Raw genomic sequence first — 19,017 nt, forward strand, 5'->3', positions numbered from 1 at the left:
CGCATTCACGCCGCGGCCGGATAATCGGTGTAGCCTCCGGCACCGCCGCCGAAGAAGGACGCGGCATCGGGCGCGTTCAAGGGCAGGCCGCCGCGCAGCCGGGCGGGCAGGTCGGGATTGGCGATGAACGGGCGGCCGAAGGCGATGATGTCGGCGCGGCCACTGGCCAGCGCGTGCTCGGCGGAGTCGCGGCCGTAGCCGCCCGCCAGCATCAGCACGCCGCGGTAGGCCGCGCGCAGTTGCTGGATGATCGCGTCCCAGCGGGGATCGGCGTGCTCCTCCTTGACGGTGCCGACCATGGCCGGCTCGACCAGGTGCAGGTAGGCCAGGCCCCGGGTGTCGAGCTGGCGCACGATGTAGCCGAAGGTTTCTTCAGGCGATGCATCTCCCATGCCCATGAAGCGCCCCATGGGCGTCAGCCGCACGGCAACGCGCGCGGGCCCGACTTCCGCCGCGATCGCGTCCACCACCTCCAGCAGCAGCCGTGCCCGGTTCTCGATGCTGCCGCCGTAGGCGTCGTCGCGCTGGTTGCTGTTGGAGTTGATGAACTGGTCGAGCAGGTAGCCGTTGCCAGCGTGGATCTCCACGCCGTCCATGCCGGCAGCCATGGCGTTGCGGGCGGCGTGCCGGTAGTCGGACACGATATCGTGGATGCCGTCGAGGGTCAGCGCCTGCGGCACGGGCACGTCGCTCCAGGCGCCGTTGCCATGCTCATCGATGATGAAGGTCTTGCCGGGCACGGGCAGGGCGCTGGGCGCCACTGGCAGCGCGCCGCCGGGCTGGAACACCGGGTGCGAAACGCGGCCGACGTGCCACAGTTGCATGAAGATGATGCCGCCTTGCCCATGCACGGCGTCGCTGACCGCCTGCCATCCCTGGATCTGCGCCGCGCTATGGATGCCCGGTGTCCAGGCGTAGCCCTGTCCCTGCTGCGAGATCTGCGTGGCTTCGGTGACGATCAGCGCCGCGCCGGCACGCTGCCGGTAGTACTCGACATTCATGTCGGTGGGCACGTTGCCTGGCTGGCCGGCGCGCGAGCGTGTCAGCGGCGCCATGGCAACGCGATGCGCCAGGGTATGGTTGCCGAGGCGAACGGGGGTGAAGAGATGGTGGGTCACGGTGGTTCTCCGTCAGGTGCGATGGGTCGGTCGGTGGCAGCAGGCTTGCCTTCGCGCCGCGCTGGCCGTCTCGAAAAGAGATGACCTGAAGGTTAGGTGCTAACCCGTCGCAGGAGAATCGGGCCACCGCGCAACGTTGCGTTGCGCTGGCGGCAAGGGGGAGGGGGCGGGGCGTCAGCCGCCCGCTTCGTGCCGGCCGGTCGGCCCGGGAATCCGCGAGAGAAAGTCGAGGAAGGCGGCGATGCGCCGCGAGCCGCGCTGGTTGGGCAGGTAGAGCGCGGTGATGGCCGAACTGGCGCGGTTGGGGTTGACGGTCCAGTCTTCCAGGAGGGCGGTCAGCCGCCCGCTCTGGATGTCGTCGTCGACCAGCCAGTCGGGCAGCAGGGCGATGCCGCCGTCGGCCAGCGCCAGTTCGCGCAGCACTTCGGCGTTGTTGCTCTTGAAGGTGCCTGGAACGGGCACCTGGATTTCTTCGGTGCCGCGCAGCAAGGTCCACATCTGCTGGCCAGCGCCGTACGTGAAGCGCAGGCACGTGTGTCCGGCCAGATCCGCCGGCGCGGCGGGGATGCCGCGCTGCTGCAGATAGCCCGGACTTGCCACCACCCTGCGCCGGAACGTGCCGATCTGACGCGCCACCACTTCATCAAGCGACGCAGCGCTGCCCAGGCGGATGGAGAGATCCATGCGTTCGCCGAGCAGGTCGACGATCTCGTCGGTCAGCGTGACTTCCAGTTCCAGTTTCGGATACTGCGCGATCAGGCCGCCGAGGAACGGCGCGATGCAGCGGCGCCCGAACGCCACCGGCAGCGACACGCGAAGCTGGCCCACCGGTGTATCGCCACGGTCGGCGATCAGCGCGTCGGCTTCCGCCACCGCGTCGAGGATCTTGCGCGCCCGCTGGTAATAGGCTGCGCCGGCTTCGGACACCGTCACCTGCCGCGTCGACCGGTTCAGCAGCACGGTCCCCAGCTCCTCCTCCAGGCCATCCATCATGCGGGTCACCGATGACGTGGCCAGGTTGACCCGGCGCGCGGCGGAGGAGAACCCCTTGGCGTCGACCGTCTCGACGAACAGCTTCAATGCCAGCAGCTTGTCCATAGGTAAGACTCCAGCGGTAAGGGTACCTTCTATCCCTGCGGGGGCTCAGTTGCCGGGCTTGTCGGGCGCGCGCAGGGAACGCATGACGGCGGGCGCGCCGTGGAGAAACATGTCCACCTTGCGGCGGATCACGGCGCCGATGTCCGCGGGCACCTTGAGGCCATAGACCCATTTGCGCACGCCGAGATAGAAGATGGCCGCGTGCAGGCCCCAGATCATCTCGACCTCGGCCTCCAGCTCGGCCGCATTGCGCGGCTCCGGGATGCCGTACGCGTCGCGCACCTCGGCCAGCACGGGCAGGAAGACCTTGCTGCGCAGCTTGTTGAGGTACTTGTTGTTGATGCCTTCCCGCGTGAGGCCGGCAAAGATGAAGACCCGGATCCATTCCTCGCGCAGGATCACGGAGGCATAGTCGAGGTAGAACGCATACAGCCGTTCGGTCAGCGGCGTGGCGCGATCGGCGATCTGGCGTTCCCAGTCGGGCCGCCATTGGAACACTTCGCTGTAGACCCGGTCGATCAGCGCCTCCTTGCTGGAGAAGTAGCGGTACAGCAAGGGCTGGGTGACGCCAATCTGCTTGGCGAGATCGCGCGTGCTGCCGGAGAATCCGTTGCGCGTGAAGTGCTCAATGGCCTTCTGCACGATCTGCTGCTCCCGCTCTTCCGGGAGCAGCCGTTTTGCGGTCTTGGCCGGGGCAGGGGTCTCCGGCGGCGTTGCGTCTCGTTTCATTCGTTCACCTGTGACAGGCACGTCCCGTGCGGAGCGTTTGCGGCATTGTACCAATCGGGTGATAAATTGTGAGGCGCTGGCCGGGCTGCCGGCAGTGGGGCCGGCAGCACAGGACACGGGGCCTACTGCGGCTTGACCAGGCCGAGCTCGCAATCGACCAGCTGATTGTTGAAGGCGCCGCGTTCACGCGCGCCGCGCGCGGACCGGTCGGTGACCGAGAACATGTAAATGCCGGCAAAGGCCACCAGCATGGAGAACAGCGCCGGATACTCGTAGGGGTAGATGGCGCTCGCATGGCCGAGCACCTGCACCCACACGGTCGGGCTCAGCACCGTCAGCACCACTGCGCTCAGCAAGCCAAGAGAGCCGCCCACCACAGCGCCCCGCGTGGTCAGTCCGCGCCAATAGATCGACAGCAGCAGCACCGGGAAATTCGAGCTGGCGGCGATCGAAAAGGTCAGGCTGACGATAAAGGCAATGGTTTGCTTCTCGAACAGGATGCCCAGCAGGATGGACAGTACGCCCAGCACGAGCGTGGTCATCCGGGAGACGCGCATCTCCTCCTTGTCGGTGGCGTTGCCCTGGCGCAGGACCTTGGCATAGAGGTCGTGCGAGATGGCCGAGGAACCTGCCAGCGTCAGCCCCGCCACCACGGCCAGGATGGTCGAGAACGCCACCGCGCAGATGAAGCCGAGGAAGAGGTTGCCGCCAACGGCATGGGCCAGGTGCACGGCCACCATATTGACGCCGCCGATCACTGCGCCGGCAGGCGTGTGGTAGGCCGGATCGCTGGCCACCAGCGCGATGGTGCCGAAGCCGATGACGATGATCAGCGCGTAGCCGATGCCGACGATGCCGGTGGCATACAGGATGCTCTTGCGTGCTGCCTTGACGTCGCCGACGGTGAAGAAGCGCATCAGGATATGCGGCAGGCCGGCGGTGCCGAAGATCAGCGCCAGGCCGAGCGATACCGCCGAGACGGGATCGGAGACCAGGCCGCCCGGGCGCATGATGGCCGCGTGCTTGCCGTGGGCCTCGATGGCCTGTGCGAACAGCGCATTCAGGCTGAAGCCGAAGCGGCTCATGACCATGAACGCCATGAAAGCGGCGCCCGCAAGCAGCAGCACCGCCTTGATGATCTGGATCCAGGTGGTGGCCAGCATGCCGCCGAAGAACACATAGACCACCATCAGCACGCCGACCAGCACGACCGCCGCCGTGTAGCTGAAGCCAAACAACAGCTCCACCAGCTTGCCGGCCCCCACCATCTGCGACACCAGGTACAGCAGTACGATGACGATGGAACTGGACGCGGAGAACGCGCGGATGGGGCGCTGCTGCAGGCGGTATGAGACCACGTCCGCCAGCGTGAAGCGGCCCAGGTTGCGCAGCGGCTCGGCGATCAGGAACAAGATGATCGGCCAGCTGGCGAGAAAGCCGATGGAGTAGATCAGGCCGTCGTAGCCGCTGGTGAAGACCAGCGCGGAGATGCCCAGCAAGGAGGCCGCCGACATGTAGTCGCCGGCAATCGCCCAGCCGTTCTGCAGGGCGGTGATCTTGCCGCCGGCGGCATAGTGATCGGCCACGCTGTGGTTGCTCCTGGCCGCCCAGCGCGTGACCACGAGCGTGGCGGCAACGAACATCAGGAACATGGCGATGGCGATGACGTTCATGCCCTGGCCCACCGAGCTTTGTGCCGCGAACGCGGGCGAGGCGGCAAGCAGCAGGGTTGCGGCAGTGGCGGAAATGGAGAAGCTGGCGGTTCGTTTCATTTTGCTGCCCCTTGCTTGAGCTCGCCGATGCGCTGGTCGTACACGGTGTTGGTGCGATGCACGTACACCGCAACCAGCAGGAAGGTCAGCGCGAACATGCCGAAGCCGACGGGAATGCCCACGCTCATGGGCTGGCCCAGGGTCAGTTGGCGGCCCAGCAGCGCAGGCCGGAAGGCGAGCGTGAGGATATAGCCGAAGTACACCGCCAGCATGATGGCGGTCAGTGCCCACGCGAACCTGCGCCGCGCGCGCACCAGGGACTGGAATGCCGGATCGGCGAGCAGGGGATTCGGTGGGGGCGCAGCGGGCGCGGCGCTTTCGCGGGCGGCTGCGGCAAAGGTGGGGGCGGTGTGTTCCAAGGCTGTCTCCATTGGGGGCGTTTGGTCTGGCGGGAGGGCGGCGGCGTGCTCAGAAGCGCGTCGACACCGCCGTCTCGCGCATCACGGCTTCCGGCGTGCGATAGCGCTCGGCCATCTGGCGGTCGGTCTCGTTCTTGAGCTGCGCCTGCATGTAGGCGCCGAGGTGGCGCGCGTGCTGGACGATGGCCGCGCCCACCTGCACGCGCTCGGCGCTGTAGCTTTCCAGTGCGGCACTGACGCTGTCATGCGCTTGCAGCGCCTTGACCAGCGAGATGGCGTCGCCCGCGGCCTTGGTCACACCCATGCCGCAGTGCGGGCGCGCCACGAAGGCGGCGTCGCCGAGCAGCGCCACGCGGCCGAAGGCCATGTGCGGCACCTCAAGGTCGAAGATGGGCTGGAACAGCGGCTGCGCGGCCTTGGTCACGACCTCGCCGAACTGGGGCGCCAGGTTGGCCAGCGCGGCCTCTTCCATGCTAGCAAGCACGTCCGGGCGGATCAGCCCCGGCGGGATGCCGCCGGACCAGCGCTTGCCGCTGGCGTCGGTCAGCAGGTCGGGCAGGTCCACGTCTTCGCTGGTGGCGCGATACCACACGAAGTTGTAGCGGCGCTCGCCAACCCGGGTGCTGTTGCCCTGGCCAGCCACCGGGTAGCCGAGGATCTGCTCGCGCGGCGGCAGGCAGAAGGCGAACTTCTCGAACAGCATGTCGCGCGTGGCTTCGCTCAGGCTCGTTTCGTCCACCAGGCCGCGCCAGGCGATGTAGCCGGCGTACTGGAGCCTGGCCTCGGGCAACAGGCACTCGCGCAGCGCGGAGCGGAAACCGTCCGCGGCGACGACGAGATCGGCGTGATGGATCGAGCCATCGTCCAGCATCACCACGGCGCGGCCGGGCTCGCTGCGCACCGACACCACATTGGCGCCCGTGCGGTAGGTGCCCCCGGTGAAGGCGGACCGCAGCACGTGATACATCTTGCCCCATGCCGTCAGCGTTTGCGGCATCTCACGCTGCGACAGCACGCTGCCGTCCTGGGCCAGCGTCAGCCGGGACTTCACCTGCACGCCGATGGCGTCGTCCACCTCGACCCCGGCGGCGGCCAGGGCCTCGAACAATTCCGGATGCGTGACGATGCCCGCGCCGCGCCCGGCAAGGGCGTCGGGAACGCGCTCGCATACCTCCACTTCCCACCCGCCGCGGGCGAGCAGGTTGGCGGCGAACAGCCCGCCCAGCGAGCCGCCCACGATGATGGCCTTCGGCCGTGTCGATAGGGTTGTCATAGTCAGTCTCCTGCCACTTCGGGGTGGGGCGCGCGCGCGCCGTTGCCCGGGATTTCAAGGCCCGCCACCTCGGCGGCGGGGTAGTTCAGTTCGATGGTGACGCCGGAAGGATCCTCGATGAACACCTGGTGCAGGCCCAGGCTGGGGACGGTGCGGTCGCGCCACGGGATGCCCTCGGCTTCCAGCTTTGCCCACATCTGCGCCACGCCGGTGGCCAGGAACGCGATGTGGTCGAGGGCGCCGGTGCCCGCCGCCGAGGGTGCGCGGTCGCCGAGGTAGGCGGACAGCCCGCCGGGGTTGCCGGGGTCGGCACCGATGATGTGGACCGTGCCGAAGTCACCCTCGTCCCCGCCCATGTACAGCCAGACGCCGGGGAAATCGAAGGGCGGGCGATAGCCTTGCCTGAAGCCGAGAATGCGTTCGTAGAAGGCGCAGGATTGCTCGAGGTCCGTGGTGCGGATCGAGAAGTGCGCGAGCTTGCGGATGGTCATGGTTGCCTCTGCTATTGATCGATCGATTAGTGATCGTGTGATAAATTGTAGTGCGGCTGAACGGAACGGCCAAGAGCGGAAAAGGGGAGTACTTACCCTGATCGGCGCAGTGCATGCCGGCTGCGCCACTTCTTCGCGGCACGGCGCTGTGCCTTAGTGCAGTGCGATCCCCATGATGCGGTTACCCATGTTGATGCCCCACTGGGTCATCTGCTCGCCTTGCGCGAGTTCGCCCTGCTGCCAGCGTTGCAGCGCCTGGTCCGGGTCGGCCGTGCCGTCGAGCGCCTTGGCCAGCGCCACGGCATTGGCCGCGGCCTTGGCGGTGCTGCCCGCGGTGTGGGGGCGGGGAACGAAGGCGGCATCGCCGGTCAGCAGCACGCGGCCGAACAGCATCCGAGGCACCTGCAGGTCCTGGATGGCCTGGACGAAGATCTGATCGGTGTGATCGATCAGCGCGCGGAACGCGGGGTTGGCGCGCGCGGCAGCGGTCTGGCGAAACCCTTTCTCCTGCTCGGCCGACAGCAAGCCCGGTGGGATCGAATGGCTGCGGCGTCTTCCGTGGCGATCGGTGAGCACGGCGTCGAGCGCCGCGCCGGGCTCGGCCTTCAGATACCACAGCCAGTTGAAGCGGCGCCGTCCGGGCGCCGTGGCGCCGTCGGCGCCGGGCACCATGTACTGCAGCATCATCGAGTCGCGGTCTTGCTGGAACACGAAGTTCTCGTGCAGCAGCGGCCGGGCCGCTTCGGGCAGGCGGCCTTCGTCGACCAGGCCACGCCAGACGACATAGCCGGCATAGCTGGGGGCGACGCCGGGCAGCACGATCTTGCGCACCGTTGAGCCGGCGCCGTCGGCACCAACCAGCAAGTCACCGCATGCCTGGCGTCCATCGGCAAAGGTGGCGCAAACGCCGTGCTCGTGCTGCGCGATACCGGTAAGCGTCGCGCCGCGATGATAGTGCGCCGCGGGGAAATGATCGAGCAGGGCGGCATATAGCGTGTTCCACGAGGTCTGTGTCTGCGGCATGCGCCGGCGGTGGAGCACTTGGCCGCCTTGATCCAGGAACAGCCGGTCGTGCGAGCGCACACCTAGCGCTCCGTGCGCGGCGATGCCGGCGAACGAGAACGCCCGCAGTACCTCCGGCTGCAACACAATGCCGCCGCCACGGCTGTCGAGGTCCGATGCCGAGCGCTCGAACACGTCGACCTGCCAGCCTACGGCACGCAGCGCGGTGGCCGTGAACAGGCCGCCCAGCGAGCCGCCTATGACCAGGGCCTTGCGCGGGCCGACGGAGGATGCGTCGTTGGTGTTCATGTGTGGCTCCAGAGTGCAAGTGGATGCATTGCATCGTAGAAGCGTCCGGGCCCGCAGAGAATGCATGGCGGGGGCAAAGCAGCGTTGCGCTGGCATGCCATTGCGCCGGTACCGCCCGCCATCTACGCTGGCTCCATCACTTTTGCAAGGAGCTGCCATGCATCCCGTCAACACCCAGATCACTTATGACTTCATTTGCCCGTGGTGCTGGATCGGCCATCGCAACCTGAAGGCCGCCATCGAGCGCATGTCGACCGAGGTCGCCCCCGCGATTTCCTATGTGCCCTACGAACTCAACCCGGACATGCCGCTGGAAGGCGCCGACCGCAAGGCCTACCGCACCGCGAAGTTCGGCAGCTGGGCCCGCTCGCAGGCCATGGATGCGGAGGTGGCGATGACGGGCCGGCGCGCCGGACTGGATTTCAACTATGACCTGATCACGGTCACGCCCAATACCCGGCTTGCGCACCGGCTGATGGCATTCGCCCAACAGACCGGCGACGCAGCCATGGCGGAGGCGTTGTTCGATGCCATCTTCGCCGCGTACTTCTCCCGCGGCGAGCACATCGGCCTGATCGATGTACTCGTGCCGCTGGCCGTATCGGCTGGCTTCGATGCGCAAGCCGTGCGGAGCCACTTGTCTGGCACCGACGGCGAGGCGAAGGTCGTGGCGGCGCAGGCGAAGGCACAGCGCGAGGGCGTTCGCTCGGTGCCCACGATCCGGATCGGCAACACCGTCATCGCTGGGGCGCAGCCCCCTTCCATCATGGAAAAGGCGTTGCAGGCGGAAGTGGGCGAGGCCATTTGAGAGTGAACGCGCGGATAGTGAGCGCAGCGGCAGCGTGCACCGCGCGGCTGCCGCAGAGAATCTGGAGAACACGGAAATGAACAAGCAAGCGACGCTTCATTACGTCTATGACCCGTTTTGCGGATGGTGCTATGGTCTTGCGCCGCTTGTGTCGGCGGCCGACGAAGCCGGCCTGAGGGTAGTGCCGCACAGCGGCGGCATGCTGGCGGGAGAACGGGCGCAGAACATGTCCGCCGAATGGCGCGATTTCGTTCGCCCTCACGAGGAACGCATCACCGCGCTCAGCGGGCAGCCTTTCAGCGAGACGTACCAGCAGGGCACGCAGTACGACTACGATGTCAGGCTGGATTCCGGCCCGCCCACCGCGGCGATGCTGGCCGCTGAATCCGTCGCCGGCGCTGGGCTGAAGATGCTAGAGCGTCTTCAGACCGCGTATTACCGCGAGGGACGCCCGATCGCCGAGCGCAAGGAACTGATCCAGATTGCCGACGAACTGGGACTCGATGCCGCGCCGTTCGCAAACGCCTACGACCAGGTGAGCGCGATGCTGCCGGACCATTTCGAGCAGACCCAGGCGCTACTCGATGAGATCGGCGGCCGTGGTTACCCGGCGCTGGCCATCGAGCAGGACGGCAAGATTTCGAGGCTGCGCCTGGGACGGTATTTCGGGAAGCCGGAGTTGTTCAAGAAGGCAATGGAGGAGGCTTTGGCGCAATCAGCGCGTGCTCCGGCGTAATTCGGGCGGTTGGGTCGATACCTTGCCCACGCGAATCGCACGGCGCTGCGGTGCAGGCAGCCAGCGGATTAGAATGCTCGAACCGGCGCGCTCCACGCTGACCCGGCGCCATCCGGGCGCCGCAGCGCGCGCTTGATTGGCGACTTTCCGTATCCAGGCTTTTATCGTGACCATTCGCAGCTTCCAGGGCAAGGCCCCCCAACTCGGCGACCGCGCGTTCGTCGACCCCAGTGCCGTCGTGATCGGCGACGTAGAGATCGGCGCGGACAGTTCCATCTGGCCGCTGGTGACTATCCGTGGCGACATGCACCGCATCCGCATCGGCGCGCGCACCAGCGTGCAGGACGGCAGCGTGCTGCATATCACCCATGCCGGCCCCTTCAATCCCGATGGCTTTGCGCTCACCATCGGTGACGACGTGACGATCGGCCACAAGGCGCTGCTGCATGGCTGCACGGTAGGCAGCCGCATCCTGATCGGCATGGGCACCATCGTGATGGACGGCGCGGTGATCGAGGATGACGTGATCCTCGGCGCCGGCAGCCTGGTGCCTCCGGGCAAGGTGCTCAAGAGCGGGCATCTCTATGTCGGCAGCCCGGCGAAAGAGGCTAGGGCGCTGACGGAGAAGGAGCTTGGTTTCTTCCGCTATACGGCGGCCAACTACGTCAAGCTGAAAGACCAGCACGTGGCGGAGCTGAAGGGCGGCTGAAGGGCAGTTGAGGGGCTGCCTGCCTGGTTCGCGGGGATATCCCGGCCGCTCTTGCCCAGGATCGCCGCGAACCCCAGTCTGTCGTCCAGCGCCGCGCAGGCATTGATGCCTGTGAGGGCTTTGCCTTTACAATAGAAGATCACATTTTCGAGAAAAAGAACAATGAACTTCTATCAAGGCAAGGTTTCGGTGCGAACGATTTCCGCATTGCTGGCCATCGTTGGCGCGTCGCTCTGTGTAGCGCCGGCCAGTGCGCAGTCCATGGCGAATATGGGCGGGTCGGAGCAGGTTTCCGTCGGCACGCTGTCGATCCTGGCCGCGCCTGTCGTCAGCGTGGCCGGCAGCACCGGTGGCGCAGGCCCGGTGCAGGGTTCCGTGCTGGCAGGCATGGGCAGTGCCTTTGTCGTTTCCGGCATTGCGCAGGGCGGGAAGGATACCGTCGAGGTGATCCTCGACTCGGTCAGCACCGCGGGCAAGGCTTCGGTCAAGGTCGCCAAGAGCGGGTTCGAGAAGCTGGGCGTCTCGGTGGGCGCCACCGTGAACGCCGTGGCCGATTCGACCGGCACCGTGCTGGTGGTGTCAGGCAAGGTGCTCGCCTTCATTCCCAATTCGATCGGTGAGGCGTTGCTTTATCGCGAGCGTGTTCCTTCGGCCGCGAAGCCGTGAAGGGGCACACCATGATCTCGAACTGGATGGGCCGCACGGGCCGCACCGGCGCCTTGCTCGCCTTGCTGCTGGTTCCGCTGCTGGCTTCGGCAGGGCAGAGTTGCGAAGACACGCCGCTCAGCACGCAGACGCTGCGCCAGGCCATGGCCACGGCGCAAAAGGTGACGGCGGAGATGGAACGGCGCCAGGACAACGTGGCGCTGCTGGGGCGAGTGGGGCAGGATCTGTCCAGCTACGGCCTGAAATACAGTCACGTCGGCATCATCTACCGCAACCCGTCGGACGCGCGCTGGCGCATTGCCCATTTGCTCAATAGCTGTGGCACCGCGCAGTCGGATCTGTGGTACGAGGGCGTTGGCAATTTCTTCCTGGACGACATGTTTTCGTACGATGCCGTCCTGATCGTCCCTCCCAAGCAGATCGCCGATCGCCTGCTGCCGCGCCTGCAGGATGGCGCAGCCCTGCGCTCGGTTCACGATATCAACTACAGCCTGGTATCGTACCCATTCTCCACGCAGTACCAGAACTCCAACACCTGGGTGCTGGAAACGCTGGCGGCCGTGGAAGCCAGGGACGCCAAGATCGTCAATCGCGAGCAGGCACAGGCCTGGCTCAAGCTGGCCGGCTACCAGCCGTCCGAGATGAAGATCGGTACGTTCAAGCGCCTCGGTGGCCGCGTGTTCAAGGCCAACGTGGCCTTTGACGATCATCCCACTGAACTGCGCTTCTCCGACCGCATCAGGACCGTCACCGTCGATTCCGTGATGCGATTCCTGGCGGACCGCAACGAGGGCTGGCAGGTCGTGGAAATTCCGGCGGCGCGCTAAGCCGCCGGCGGGCGTTTCCTGTCAGATCACCTTGCCCGGATTCATCAACCCCTGGGGATCGAGCGCCTGCTTGATTGCTCGCATCATCGCCAGCTCCACGCCGCTCTTGTAGCGGCGGTTCTCCTCGCGCTTGAGCTGGCCCAGCCCATGCTCGGCGGAGATCGAGCCGCGGTGGGCGTGCACGCTGTCATGCACGATCAGGTTGATGGCCTCCGAGTTGCCGAGGAAGGCATCGTGGCTTTCGCCCACGGGCGGCGACACGTTGTAGTGCAGGTTGCCATCGCCGAGATGGCCGAAGGTGACCATGCGCGCGCCGGGAAAGGCTTGCTGGATCAGGGCGTCGGTGGTGTCGATGAAATCGGCGATGCGCGAGATCGGCACGGCGATGTCGTGCTTGATGTTCTTGCCTTCGTCGACCTGGGCGAGCGGGATATGTTCGCGCAGGTTCCAGAAGTCGCGTGACTGCTGCACGGATTCGGCGACCACCGCGTCTTGCACCACGCCGGCTTCGAAGGCAGTTTCCATCAGCGCTTCGAAGATGGCGCGCGCGTGGTCTTCGCTTTCATTGTCGGACAGTTCCAGCAGCACGACCTGGGGGTGCGGGCGGTCGAACGGATAGCGCAGTTGCGGATAGTGCGTGGTGACCAGCGACAGGCATCGCTCGGACATCAGCTCGAAGCCGGTCAGCATGGCGCCCGCGCGCTGCTGGGCGATGGCCAGCAGGGCCAGCGCAGCGCGCGGGTTGGCCACGGCTGCCAGCGCGGTGACGCGGGCGCGTGGCAGCGGGTAGAGCTTCATCACGGCGGCGGTGATGATGCCAAGCGTGCCTTCCGCCCCGATGAACAGGTCGCGCAGGTCATAGCCCGTGTTGTCCTTGCGCAGGCCGCGCAGGCCGTCCCAGATCTCGCCGGCAGGCGTTACCACCTCCAGCCCCAGGCAAAGCTCGCGCGTATTGCCATAGCGCAGCACGGCCGTGCCGCCCGCGTTGGTGGAAAGGTTGCCGCCGATGGTGCAGCTGCCCTCCGCGGCCAGGCTGAGCGGGAACAGCCGCCCGTGCTCGCGCGCGGTGTCCTGCAACTGCTGCAGGATCACGCCGGCTTCCACGGTGATGGTGTTGTTGAGCGGGTCCACCTGCCTCACGCGGTTCAGGCGTTGCAGCGAGATCACCACCGAAGCCTGGTCCGCCTGCGGCGTGGCGCCGCCACATAGCCCCGTATTGCCGCCTTGCGGCACCACGGCCAGCTTGTGCGCGTGGCAGGCGTGCACGGCGGCGGCGACTTCCTCCGCCGTGCCCGGCCGCAGCACCGCCACTGCCTCGCCCGTGTAGCGCTTGCGCCAGTCGGTCAGGTAGGGGGCCTTGTCGGCGGCGTCGGTCAGCACGTGCTGCTCGCCGAGCGCGGCGCGGCACAGGGCAAGGAAGGATTCGAGGTGCGAGGCGTTCATGGCGGTGGGTCCGGGAGGGCGGTCGCCGTGAGGGCGGCCGCGCTGAGATGGATCGGTGCGGGCTGACGAGCTCGCCGGCGTGGTTATTTGCCGGGCTTGGCCGGCTGCAGGGCCTTGGCACGGCGCTTGTAAGGGCGCAGGTAGAGGATGGTGCCGAAGAAGAACAGCAGCGTCAGGGCCACCTCGGTCCACGCCAGCAAGGAAGATGGCGCGCGGTCGCTGGTGGCGCGCACGATGCCTTCGGTGAAGAACAGCAGGATCAGCATCGACGACCACTGCATCGTGTAGCGGTTGCGGGTCAGCACGCCGCGCAGCGGCAGCAGCAGAGGCAGGAACTTGAGGACCAGCCAGGAGCCACCCGGACGCAGCGGCGCCAGGAACCATTCCCAGGCGATGCACAGCACGATCAGCGCAATCAGGCTGCCGGCGCTCAGGCGCCACAGGGTGGCATTGTGCAGCGCGCCGTCGCTGGCGTTGGCGGTGGACGGGGCCGTGGTGCGCGACGCGTCCGGGACGTTCGGGGCGGCGCTCATGCGCGGCTCCCGCCGGCCAGGCGCAGCGCGGTCTCGGCCAGCCGTTTGCCCATGGCGCGCGCGAGCGTGGCTTCGTCTTCGGACACCGGCGCGCTGTTGTCCACGCGCGCGTGGTGGCTTGGGCCGTAGGGCGTGCCGCCGCCGGTGGTGGTCATCAGCGCGCTTTCCGAATAGGGCAGGCCCATGACCAGCATGCCGTGATGCAGCAGGGGCAGCATCATGGACAGCAAGGTGGTTTCCTGGCCCCCGTGCAGGCTGCCGGTGGCGGTGAACACGCAGGCGGGCTTGCCGGTGAGGGCGCCGGACAGCCACTGGGCCACCGTGCCATCGAGGAAGTACTTCATCGGCGCGGCCATGTTGCCGAAGCGCGTGGGGCTGCCCAGGGCCAGGCCCGCGCACTCCTCGAGGTCGCGCAGTTCGGCATACGGCGGGCCTTGCGGGGGGATATCCGGAGCAGTGGCTTCGCTCACCGTCGAGACCGGCGGCACGGTGCGCAGGCGCGCTTGGGCGCCGGGCACGCTGTCGATGCCGGTGGCGATGTGTTCGGCCAGCTTGCGGGTGCTGCCGTGGCGGCTGTAGTAGAGGACTAGGAGTTCGGTCATGGACGGAGCTACGGCGCCAAACGGTGTAACCGAGGAGGCGCCAGGATGGAGCGGTCCCGGGAGGCAGGCCGGGTTTGTGCCTTGCGCTGCGCGCGAGGGCAATGCGCGTATTATAGTTGCGGCCTCGCCACGGAATCCGGTAAGGAGTTTCCCCCGCATGTTTGCCGCCCGCATCGTTCGCCTGCGCAGGGAATGGAATCTGCAAAAACTACGCGCGCTCACGCGCTACGCGCTGCGTCGCGCCGGCGAAGGCCGCTTGCCGCAGGTTGCGGCCAGCCTGACTTTCACCACGGTGCTGGCGGTAGTGCCGGTGCTGACCGTGGCCTTCGCCTTGCTGGCGGCCTTCCCGGTATTCCGCGAGTTTCGCAGCGCGACCGAATCCTTCCTGTTCCAGAACCTGATTCCTGGCAACGTCAGTAATTCCATCACCAGCTACCTTGGCCAGTTCGCCAAGAATGCCAAGGGCCTCACGGCGGTGGGCCTGGGTGGCCTGATGGTGACTTCGGTGCTCACCATGCTGACGGTGGAGGACGCGCTCAACGCGATCTGGCGCGTCAAGCAACGCCGCCCGCTGGCGCAGCGCGTGCTGGTGTTCTGGGCCGTGCTGACGCTGGGCCCCGTGCTGATCGGCGCCAGCCTGTCGATCAGCTCCTACCTGATCTCGGTCTCGGCCGGTTATGTCGGCACCATGCCGTTCGGGCTGGGGCTGGTGGTCGGCCTGACGCCGGTGCTGCTGTCGGCGGTCGCCTTTGCCTTCCTCTACACGGCCGTGCCCAACGCCAACGTGGAGTGGCGCGACGCGATTGCCGCCGGGCTGGTGGCAGCGCTGGCCTTCGAGCTGGCCAAGCGCGGCTTCGGCTACTTCGTCACCCATATCCCGACCTACACCGCGGTCTACGGCACCTTTGCCGCGCTGCCGATCTTCCTGCTGTGGATCTACCTGAGCTGGCTGGTGACGCTGCTGGGCGCCACCATCGCCGCCAACCTGCCGGTGATCCGGCAAGGCTACTGGCGCCGCCGCACCTTTGCCGGCAGCGAGTTCTTCGATGCGCTGGGCGTGCTCTACCTGCTCTATCGGGCGCGGGACGAAGTGCCGCGCAGCGTCGGCGAGCTCGACCTGGGGCGCAAGCTGCGGGTGGAGGCGGACTACCTGGCTGGCCTGCTCGGCAAGCTCAAGGGCATGCATCTGGTCGGCAGGCTGGCGCAGGATCGCGGCCAGGCGCACTGGGCGCTGTTGTGCGATCCGGGCCAGGTGACGCTGCGCACGCTGCACGACCGGCTGGTGCTGAACCTGCCGCGCCTGCCGCGCACGGCGCTGGCGCAGCAACTCCGGGGCGCCGATGCGCTCAAGCAAGTGCTGGACAATCCGCGCCTGGACCAGCCGCTGGAGGCCGTATTCCGGCGCCGGCAGCAGGATCTACAGGCGCAAGCGCAGAGCGGGACGGCCGCCCAGGAACACCCCGCCGATCCCGCGCGGCGCACCCTGGAGGTGGTGCCGCCCGGCTGGCACGGCCAGGTCTGATAGCTGCGCAGGCCTAGAAGGGAATCCTGCCGCGCCAGATATCGCCGTACATCACCCAGTCGCCCATCAGGCTGTAGAGCGGATGCCGAAAGGTGGCGGGCCGGTTTTTCTCGAAGACGAAATGGCCGACCCAGGCGAAGGCATAGCCGGACACTGCGGCCGCTGCCAGCCACCACCAGTTGCCGCTGAGCAGGAGTGCAAGCAGGCACAGCAACGCCACGGTGGAGCCGGCGAAATGCAGGCGGCGGCAGGTGCGGTTGCGGTGCTCGTTCAGGTAGAAGGGGTAGAAGGCGGCGAAATTCTCGAACTCACGGGGGTGGGCCTGGGGCATGGCGGGGCCTGGGGGGGTGTTCGGGGACTTTTAGTTTAGGTGGGGGGGGACTGCGACTGCAACTGCAACGGCTTAACGTCAAGGGCAACTGCAGTTTCACCACCCCTGCGGGGCGGCGACCTACTTTTTTGTCTTGCCAAAAAAGTAGGCAAAAAAGGCGCGCCGGATGGGGCGACTACCCCCTCGGGATTTCACGAAAAGAGCGGCCGGGACCCAAACTCGCATCGCCTTAAGGCGATACTCAGACATGGGTCCCTCTTTTCCGCTCTTTTCGTGAAATCCCGAGGCGCCCCATACGGCCTAGGTGAACCTTGACGGCTCGCTTCGCATCGCGCTGGGGTGATTCCCGCCCGAAGGGCGGGAATCACGGCTACACCGAATCGAGGCTCTGACTCTCCCGCTGGTTTTCCCCTCTCCCACTTGTGGGAGAGGGGCCGGGGGAGAGGGCGGGCGCTTGCTACGCCGCAGCCTTCAACCCGCCGCTACCACCTTGCTCGCGAACGCTGCCAGCGCGTCCAGTACTTCATCCGGCCTTTCCCCCATCAGCGCGTGCCCGCAGGGCACCGTGACCGTGCTGGCCGAGGCCATCCTGGCCGCGAGCGCCTGGGCGGCCTTGGGCGAGGTCATCATGTCCTTGCTGCCGCTGATGAACAGGGCGGGGCAGCGCACGGCGGCCACGGCGGCGTCGCCGTTGGCGTAGGCGTTGCAGGCGGAGAAGTCGTTGTGGAAGACGTGGCCTTCGGGGTTGCGTTGTGCTACGCGTTCCATCAGGCGCTGGCTGCCGCCTTGCATCCACGAGCCCGGTCCCGGCGAGGAGGGCTTGTTGGCGAGGCTGGAGTGCGACCACGCGTTGACCATGGCGATGGCCTGGTCCACGCGGTTGAGCGAGGCGTCGAGCAGGGCATCGGCGACTTTCATCGGGTAGGCCGTTGCAAGCAGGGCGATGCCGCGCACCGCGTCAGGGTGGCGGGCGGCCGTTTCCAGCGCGATCAGCGAGCCCATGCTGTGCCCGAAGACCAGCGCGGGGGCGCTGACGCCGGCTGCGCGGACCAGCTCGATCACCCAGTCGGCCATCGCCTCGACCGTCTTGAGGGGCTCGCCCTCGCTGCGGTTGTGGCCGGGCAGGTCCACGGCCAGCACGCTGAAACCGTGGTTGGCGAACCAGCGCGTCTGCAGGGCCCAGACGCTGTGGTCGTTCTGCGCGCCGTGCACGAACACGGCACAGGGCAGGGCCGGGTCGAAGGGTTTGCCGCCGGTGTAGGCGTAGGCCTTGCGGCCTGCGATCGTCAGTTCCATCAGGCTTGCCCTCCCTTGGCGCTCATGGCTTTCTCGGCGGCCTTGAGGCCGCGCTTGAGGTCGTCGATGAGGTCGTCCGGGTCTTCCAGTCCGACCGACAGGCGGATGGTGCCTTCGCTGATGCCAGCCGCCTGCAGCGCCGCGGCGTCCATGCGGAAATGGGTGGTGGAGGCCGGGTGGATGACCAGCGAGCGGGCATCGCCCACATTGGCCAGGTGCGAGAACAGCGCCAGGCTTTCGATGAAGCGCTGGCCTGCGCCACGGTTGCCCTTGAGGTTGAAGCTGAACACGGCGCCCGCGCCGCGTGGCAGCAGGCGCTTGGCGAGTTCGTAGTCAGGGTGGGATTCCAGCTCCGGATAGGCGACCGACTCGACCATCGGGTGCGACACCAGGAACTGCACCACGCGGCGCGCGTTGTCCACATGGCGGGCCATGCGCAGCGGCAGCGTCTCGATGCCCTGGAGCAGTTGCCAGGCGGCCATCGGGCTCAGGCAGGCGCCGAAGTCGCGCAGGCCTTCGCGGCGCGCGCGCAGCAGGAACGGCGCCACCGTGCTCTCTTCGGTGAAGACCATGTTGTGAAAGCCAGCATAGGGCTCCGACAGTTCCGGGAAGCGCCCGGAGGCTTCGAAGTCGAAGGTGCCGCCTTCCGCCAGCACGCCGCCGATGGTGGTGCCATGGCCGCCCAGGAATTTGGTGGCCGAGTGATAGAGCAGGCCGGCGCCCAGCTCGAAGGGCTTGAGCAGGTAGGGCGTGGTGAAGGTGGAGTCGACCAGCAGCGGGATACCGTTGTCCTGGCCGAGCTGCGCCAGGGTCGGGATGTCGAGTACGTCCAGCCCGGGGTTGCCCAGGGTCTCGCCAAACAGCAGCCTGGTCTCGGGCCGGATGGCCGCGCGCCAGGCGTCGATGTCGCGCGCCTGCACGAAGGTGGTCTCGATGCCGAAGCGGCGCAGCGTGTAGTGCAGCAGGTTGTGCGAGCCGCCATACAGGGCGCTGGACGCCACGATGTGCGAGCCCGCGCCCATCAGCGTCGCCACCGCCAGATGCAGGGCGGCCTGGCCAGAAGCCACGCCGATCGCGCCGGCGCCGTTCTCCAGGGCGGCGACGCGCTCCTCGAAGACGGCGACCGTCGGATTGGAGATGCGGGAGTAGACGTGGCCCGCGCGTTCCATATTGAACAGCGAGGCGGCGTGCTCGCTGTCTTTAAACACGAAGGATGTCGTCAGGTGGATGGGCGTGGCCCGCGCCCCCGTGGCGGGGTCGGGGGCGGCGCCAGCATGCAGCGCCAGGGTGTCGAAACGGGTACCGGACATGGCTTCCAGGGCTAGAGTTGTCTCCGGATCGCATCGTAGCATCCGCTGCCGCCGGGGGCACGGCAAATAGCCTTGGCGGCCCC

20 protein-coding genes are annotated in these 19,017 nt (G+C 67.2%); 6 read left to right on the forward strand and 14 right to left on the reverse strand.

Translation table 11 applies throughout. The features are described 5' to 3' along the window. Positions 1 to 5 precede the first annotated feature (5 nt). From ACX12D_RS06855 to ACX12D_RS06890, 8 genes are all read right to left on the reverse strand, one after another. Positions 6 to 1,118, reverse strand: a complete 1,113-nt coding sequence (locus ACX12D_RS06855) for an alkene reductase (RefSeq protein ID WP_459373395.1) — start codon at positions 1,116 to 1,118, stop codon at positions 6 to 8. Between the two features lie 174 nt (positions 1,119 to 1,292). Then, positions 1,293 to 2,216: a LysR family transcriptional regulator gene (locus ACX12D_RS06860; RefSeq protein WP_459373396.1), complete on the reverse strand. Its 924-nt coding sequence runs from the start codon at positions 2,214 to 2,216 to the stop codon at positions 1,293 to 1,295. Positions 2,217 to 2,261: 45 nt separating this feature from the next. Further along, positions 2,262 to 2,945 carry a TetR/AcrR family transcriptional regulator gene (locus ACX12D_RS06865; RefSeq protein WP_459373398.1) on the reverse strand — a complete coding sequence of 228 codons (684 nt, stop codon included), beginning with the start codon at positions 2,943 to 2,945 and terminating at the stop codon, positions 2,262 to 2,264. A 122-nt stretch (positions 2,946 to 3,067) separates the two neighbouring features. Then, positions 3,068 to 4,717, reverse strand: coding sequence for a cation/acetate symporter ActP (actP, locus tag ACX12D_RS06870; protein ID WP_459373399.1), 1,650 nt, complete (start codon positions 4,715 to 4,717; stop codon positions 3,068 to 3,070). Further along, positions 4,714 to 5,076, reverse strand: coding sequence for a DUF485 domain-containing protein (locus tag ACX12D_RS06875; protein WP_441630489.1), 363 nt, complete (start codon positions 5,074 to 5,076; stop codon positions 4,714 to 4,716). Before ACX12D_RS06875 ends, actP begins: the two co-directional genes overlap by 4 nt. 49 nt (positions 5,077 to 5,125) lie before the next feature. After that, a complete protein-coding gene (locus ACX12D_RS06880) occupies positions 5,126 to 6,349 on the reverse strand; it encodes an FAD binding domain-containing protein (RefSeq protein WP_459373400.1) in 1,224 nt (407 codons plus the stop codon). 2 nt (positions 6,350 to 6,351) lie between these two features. Continuing rightward, the gene (locus ACX12D_RS06885) at positions 6,352 to 6,840 is read right to left on the reverse strand and encodes a VOC family protein (protein WP_459373402.1); all 489 of its coding nucleotides are present in this window, start codon (positions 6,838 to 6,840) and stop codon (positions 6,352 to 6,354) included. 153 nt (positions 6,841 to 6,993) lie between these two features. Then, positions 6,994 to 8,151, reverse strand: a complete 1,158-nt coding sequence (locus ACX12D_RS06890) for an FAD binding domain-containing protein (RefSeq protein WP_459373403.1) — start codon at positions 8,149 to 8,151, stop codon at positions 6,994 to 6,996. A gap of 157 nt (positions 8,152 to 8,308) precedes the next feature. Here ACX12D_RS06890 and ACX12D_RS06895 point away from each other — a divergent pair, with 157 nt between their 5' ends. The 5 genes from ACX12D_RS06895 (at position 8,309) to ACX12D_RS06915 (ending at position 11,897) form a co-directional block, all read left to right on the forward strand. Further along, the gene (locus tag ACX12D_RS06895) at positions 8,309 to 8,959 is read left to right on the forward strand and encodes a DsbA family oxidoreductase (RefSeq protein WP_459373404.1); all 651 of its coding nucleotides are present in this window, start codon (positions 8,309 to 8,311) and stop codon (positions 8,957 to 8,959) included. A gap of 76 nt (positions 8,960 to 9,035) precedes the next feature. Beyond that, the gene (locus tag ACX12D_RS06900) at positions 9,036 to 9,695 is read left to right on the forward strand and encodes a DsbA family protein (protein WP_459373406.1); all 660 of its coding nucleotides are present in this window, start codon (positions 9,036 to 9,038) and stop codon (positions 9,693 to 9,695) included. A gap of 166 nt (positions 9,696 to 9,861) precedes the next feature. Continuing rightward, on the forward strand, positions 9,862 to 10,404 hold the full coding sequence (locus tag ACX12D_RS06905) for a gamma carbonic anhydrase family protein (RefSeq protein ID WP_459373407.1): 543 nt from the start codon (positions 9,862 to 9,864) through the stop codon (positions 10,402 to 10,404). 162 nt (positions 10,405 to 10,566) lie between these two features. Then, complete coding sequence (locus tag ACX12D_RS06910) at positions 10,567 to 11,070, forward strand: hypothetical protein (protein WP_459373408.1); 504 nt, start codon at positions 10,567 to 10,569, stop codon at positions 11,068 to 11,070. Positions 11,071 to 11,081: 11 nt separating this feature from the next. Further along, positions 11,082 to 11,897, forward strand: a complete 816-nt coding sequence (locus tag ACX12D_RS06915) for a DUF2145 domain-containing protein (protein WP_459373409.1) — start codon at positions 11,082 to 11,084, stop codon at positions 11,895 to 11,897. A gap of 21 nt (positions 11,898 to 11,918) precedes the next feature. On the opposite strand, the gene ACX12D_RS06920 is transcribed toward ACX12D_RS06915, so the two are convergent. The 3 genes from ACX12D_RS06920 to wrbA all read right to left on the reverse strand — a co-directional run bounded on the left by ACX12D_RS06920 (position 11,919) and on the right by wrbA (position 14,475). Continuing rightward, the gene (locus ACX12D_RS06920) at positions 11,919 to 13,340 is read right to left on the reverse strand and encodes an FAD-binding oxidoreductase (protein ID WP_459373410.1); all 1,422 of its coding nucleotides are present in this window, start codon (positions 13,338 to 13,340) and stop codon (positions 11,919 to 11,921) included. 83 nt (positions 13,341 to 13,423) lie between these two features. Beyond that, positions 13,424 to 13,873 (reverse strand): DUF2069 domain-containing protein, encoded by a 450-nt coding sequence (locus ACX12D_RS06925; RefSeq protein ID WP_459373412.1) that lies wholly within the window; start codon positions 13,871 to 13,873, stop codon positions 13,424 to 13,426. After that, positions 13,870 to 14,475: an NAD(P)H:quinone oxidoreductase gene (gene wrbA / locus ACX12D_RS06930; protein WP_459373413.1), complete on the reverse strand. Its 606-nt coding sequence runs from the start codon at positions 14,473 to 14,475 to the stop codon at positions 13,870 to 13,872. Before wrbA ends, ACX12D_RS06925 begins: the two co-directional genes overlap by 4 nt. A gap of 157 nt (positions 14,476 to 14,632) precedes the next feature. Between wrbA and ACX12D_RS06935 the strand changes: the two genes are divergently transcribed. Further along, positions 14,633 to 15,997 carry a YihY family inner membrane protein gene (locus tag ACX12D_RS06935; protein ID WP_459373414.1) on the forward strand — a complete coding sequence of 455 codons (1,365 nt, stop codon included), beginning with the start codon at positions 14,633 to 14,635 and terminating at the stop codon, positions 15,995 to 15,997. A 13-nt stretch (positions 15,998 to 16,010) separates the two neighbouring features. Here ACX12D_RS06935 and ACX12D_RS06940 read toward each other — a convergent pair whose 3' ends face one another. The 3 genes from ACX12D_RS06940 to ACX12D_RS06950 all read right to left on the reverse strand — a co-directional run bounded on the left by ACX12D_RS06940 (position 16,011) and on the right by ACX12D_RS06950 (position 18,934). After that, positions 16,011 to 16,328: an Mpo1-like protein gene (locus ACX12D_RS06940; RefSeq protein WP_441630513.1), complete on the reverse strand. Its 318-nt coding sequence runs from the start codon at positions 16,326 to 16,328 to the stop codon at positions 16,011 to 16,013. Between the two features lie 471 nt (positions 16,329 to 16,799). Beyond that, positions 16,800 to 17,624 (reverse strand): alpha/beta fold hydrolase, encoded by an 825-nt coding sequence (locus ACX12D_RS06945; protein WP_459373415.1) that lies wholly within the window; start codon positions 17,622 to 17,624, stop codon positions 16,800 to 16,802. Continuing rightward, on the reverse strand, positions 17,624 to 18,934 hold the full coding sequence (locus ACX12D_RS06950; protein WP_459373416.1) for an O-acetylhomoserine aminocarboxypropyltransferase: 1,311 nt from the start codon (positions 18,932 to 18,934) through the stop codon (positions 17,624 to 17,626). Before ACX12D_RS06950 ends, ACX12D_RS06945 begins: the two co-directional genes overlap by 1 nt. Between the last annotated feature and the right edge of the window lie 83 nt (positions 18,935 to 19,017).

The sequence above is a fragment of the Cupriavidus sp. PET2-C1 genome (genome assembly GCF_054515855.1).

Coding starts and splice junctions, on each gene's coding strand:
- ACX12D_RS06860 (WP_459373396.1), bottom strand. CDS start 2,216: ATGGACAAGCTGCTGGCATTGAAGCTGTTCGTCGAGACGGTCGACGCC.
- ACX12D_RS06865 (WP_459373398.1), bottom strand. CDS start 2,945: ATGAAACGAGACGCAACGCCGCCGGAGACCCCTGCCCCGGCCAAGACC.
- actP (WP_459373399.1), bottom strand. CDS start 4,717: ATGAAACGAACCGCCAGCTTCTCCATTTCCGCCACTGCCGCAACCCTG.
- ACX12D_RS06880 (WP_459373400.1), bottom strand. CDS start 6,349: ATGACAACCCTATCGACACGGCCGAAGGCCATCATCGTGGGCGGCTCG.
- ACX12D_RS06885 (WP_459373402.1), bottom strand. CDS start 6,840: ATGACCATCCGCAAGCTCGCGCACTTCTCGATCCGCACCACGGACCTC.
- ACX12D_RS06890 (WP_459373403.1), bottom strand. CDS start 8,151: ATGAACACCAACGACGCATCCTCCGTCGGCCCGCGCAAGGCCCTGGTC.
- ACX12D_RS06895 (WP_459373404.1), top strand. CDS start 8,309: ATGCATCCCGTCAACACCCAGATCACTTATGACTTCATTTGCCCGTGG.
- ACX12D_RS06900 (WP_459373406.1), top strand. CDS start 9,036: ATGAACAAGCAAGCGACGCTTCATTACGTCTATGACCCGTTTTGCGGA.
- ACX12D_RS06910 (WP_459373408.1), top strand. CDS start 10,567: ATGAACTTCTATCAAGGCAAGGTTTCGGTGCGAACGATTTCCGCATTG.
- ACX12D_RS06915 (WP_459373409.1), top strand. CDS start 11,082: ATGATCTCGAACTGGATGGGCCGCACGGGCCGCACCGGCGCCTTGCTC.
- ACX12D_RS06920 (WP_459373410.1), bottom strand. CDS start 13,340: ATGAACGCCTCGCACCTCGAATCCTTCCTTGCCCTGTGCCGCGCCGCG.
- ACX12D_RS06925 (WP_459373412.1), bottom strand. CDS start 13,873: ATGAGCGCCGCCCCGAACGTCCCGGACGCGTCGCGCACCACGGCCCCG.
- wrbA (WP_459373413.1), bottom strand. CDS start 14,475: ATGACCGAACTCCTAGTCCTCTACTACAGCCGCCACGGCAGCACCCGC.
- ACX12D_RS06935 (WP_459373414.1), top strand. CDS start 14,633: ATGTTTGCCGCCCGCATCGTTCGCCTGCGCAGGGAATGGAATCTGCAA.
- ACX12D_RS06940 (WP_441630513.1), bottom strand. CDS start 16,328: ATGCCCCAGGCCCACCCCCGTGAGTTCGAGAATTTCGCCGCCTTCTAC.
- ACX12D_RS06945 (WP_459373415.1), bottom strand. CDS start 17,624: ATGGAACTGACGATCGCAGGCCGCAAGGCCTACGCCTACACCGGCGGC.
- ACX12D_RS06950 (WP_459373416.1), bottom strand. CDS start 18,934: ATGTCCGGTACCCGTTTCGACACCCTGGCGCTGCATGCTGGCGCCGCC.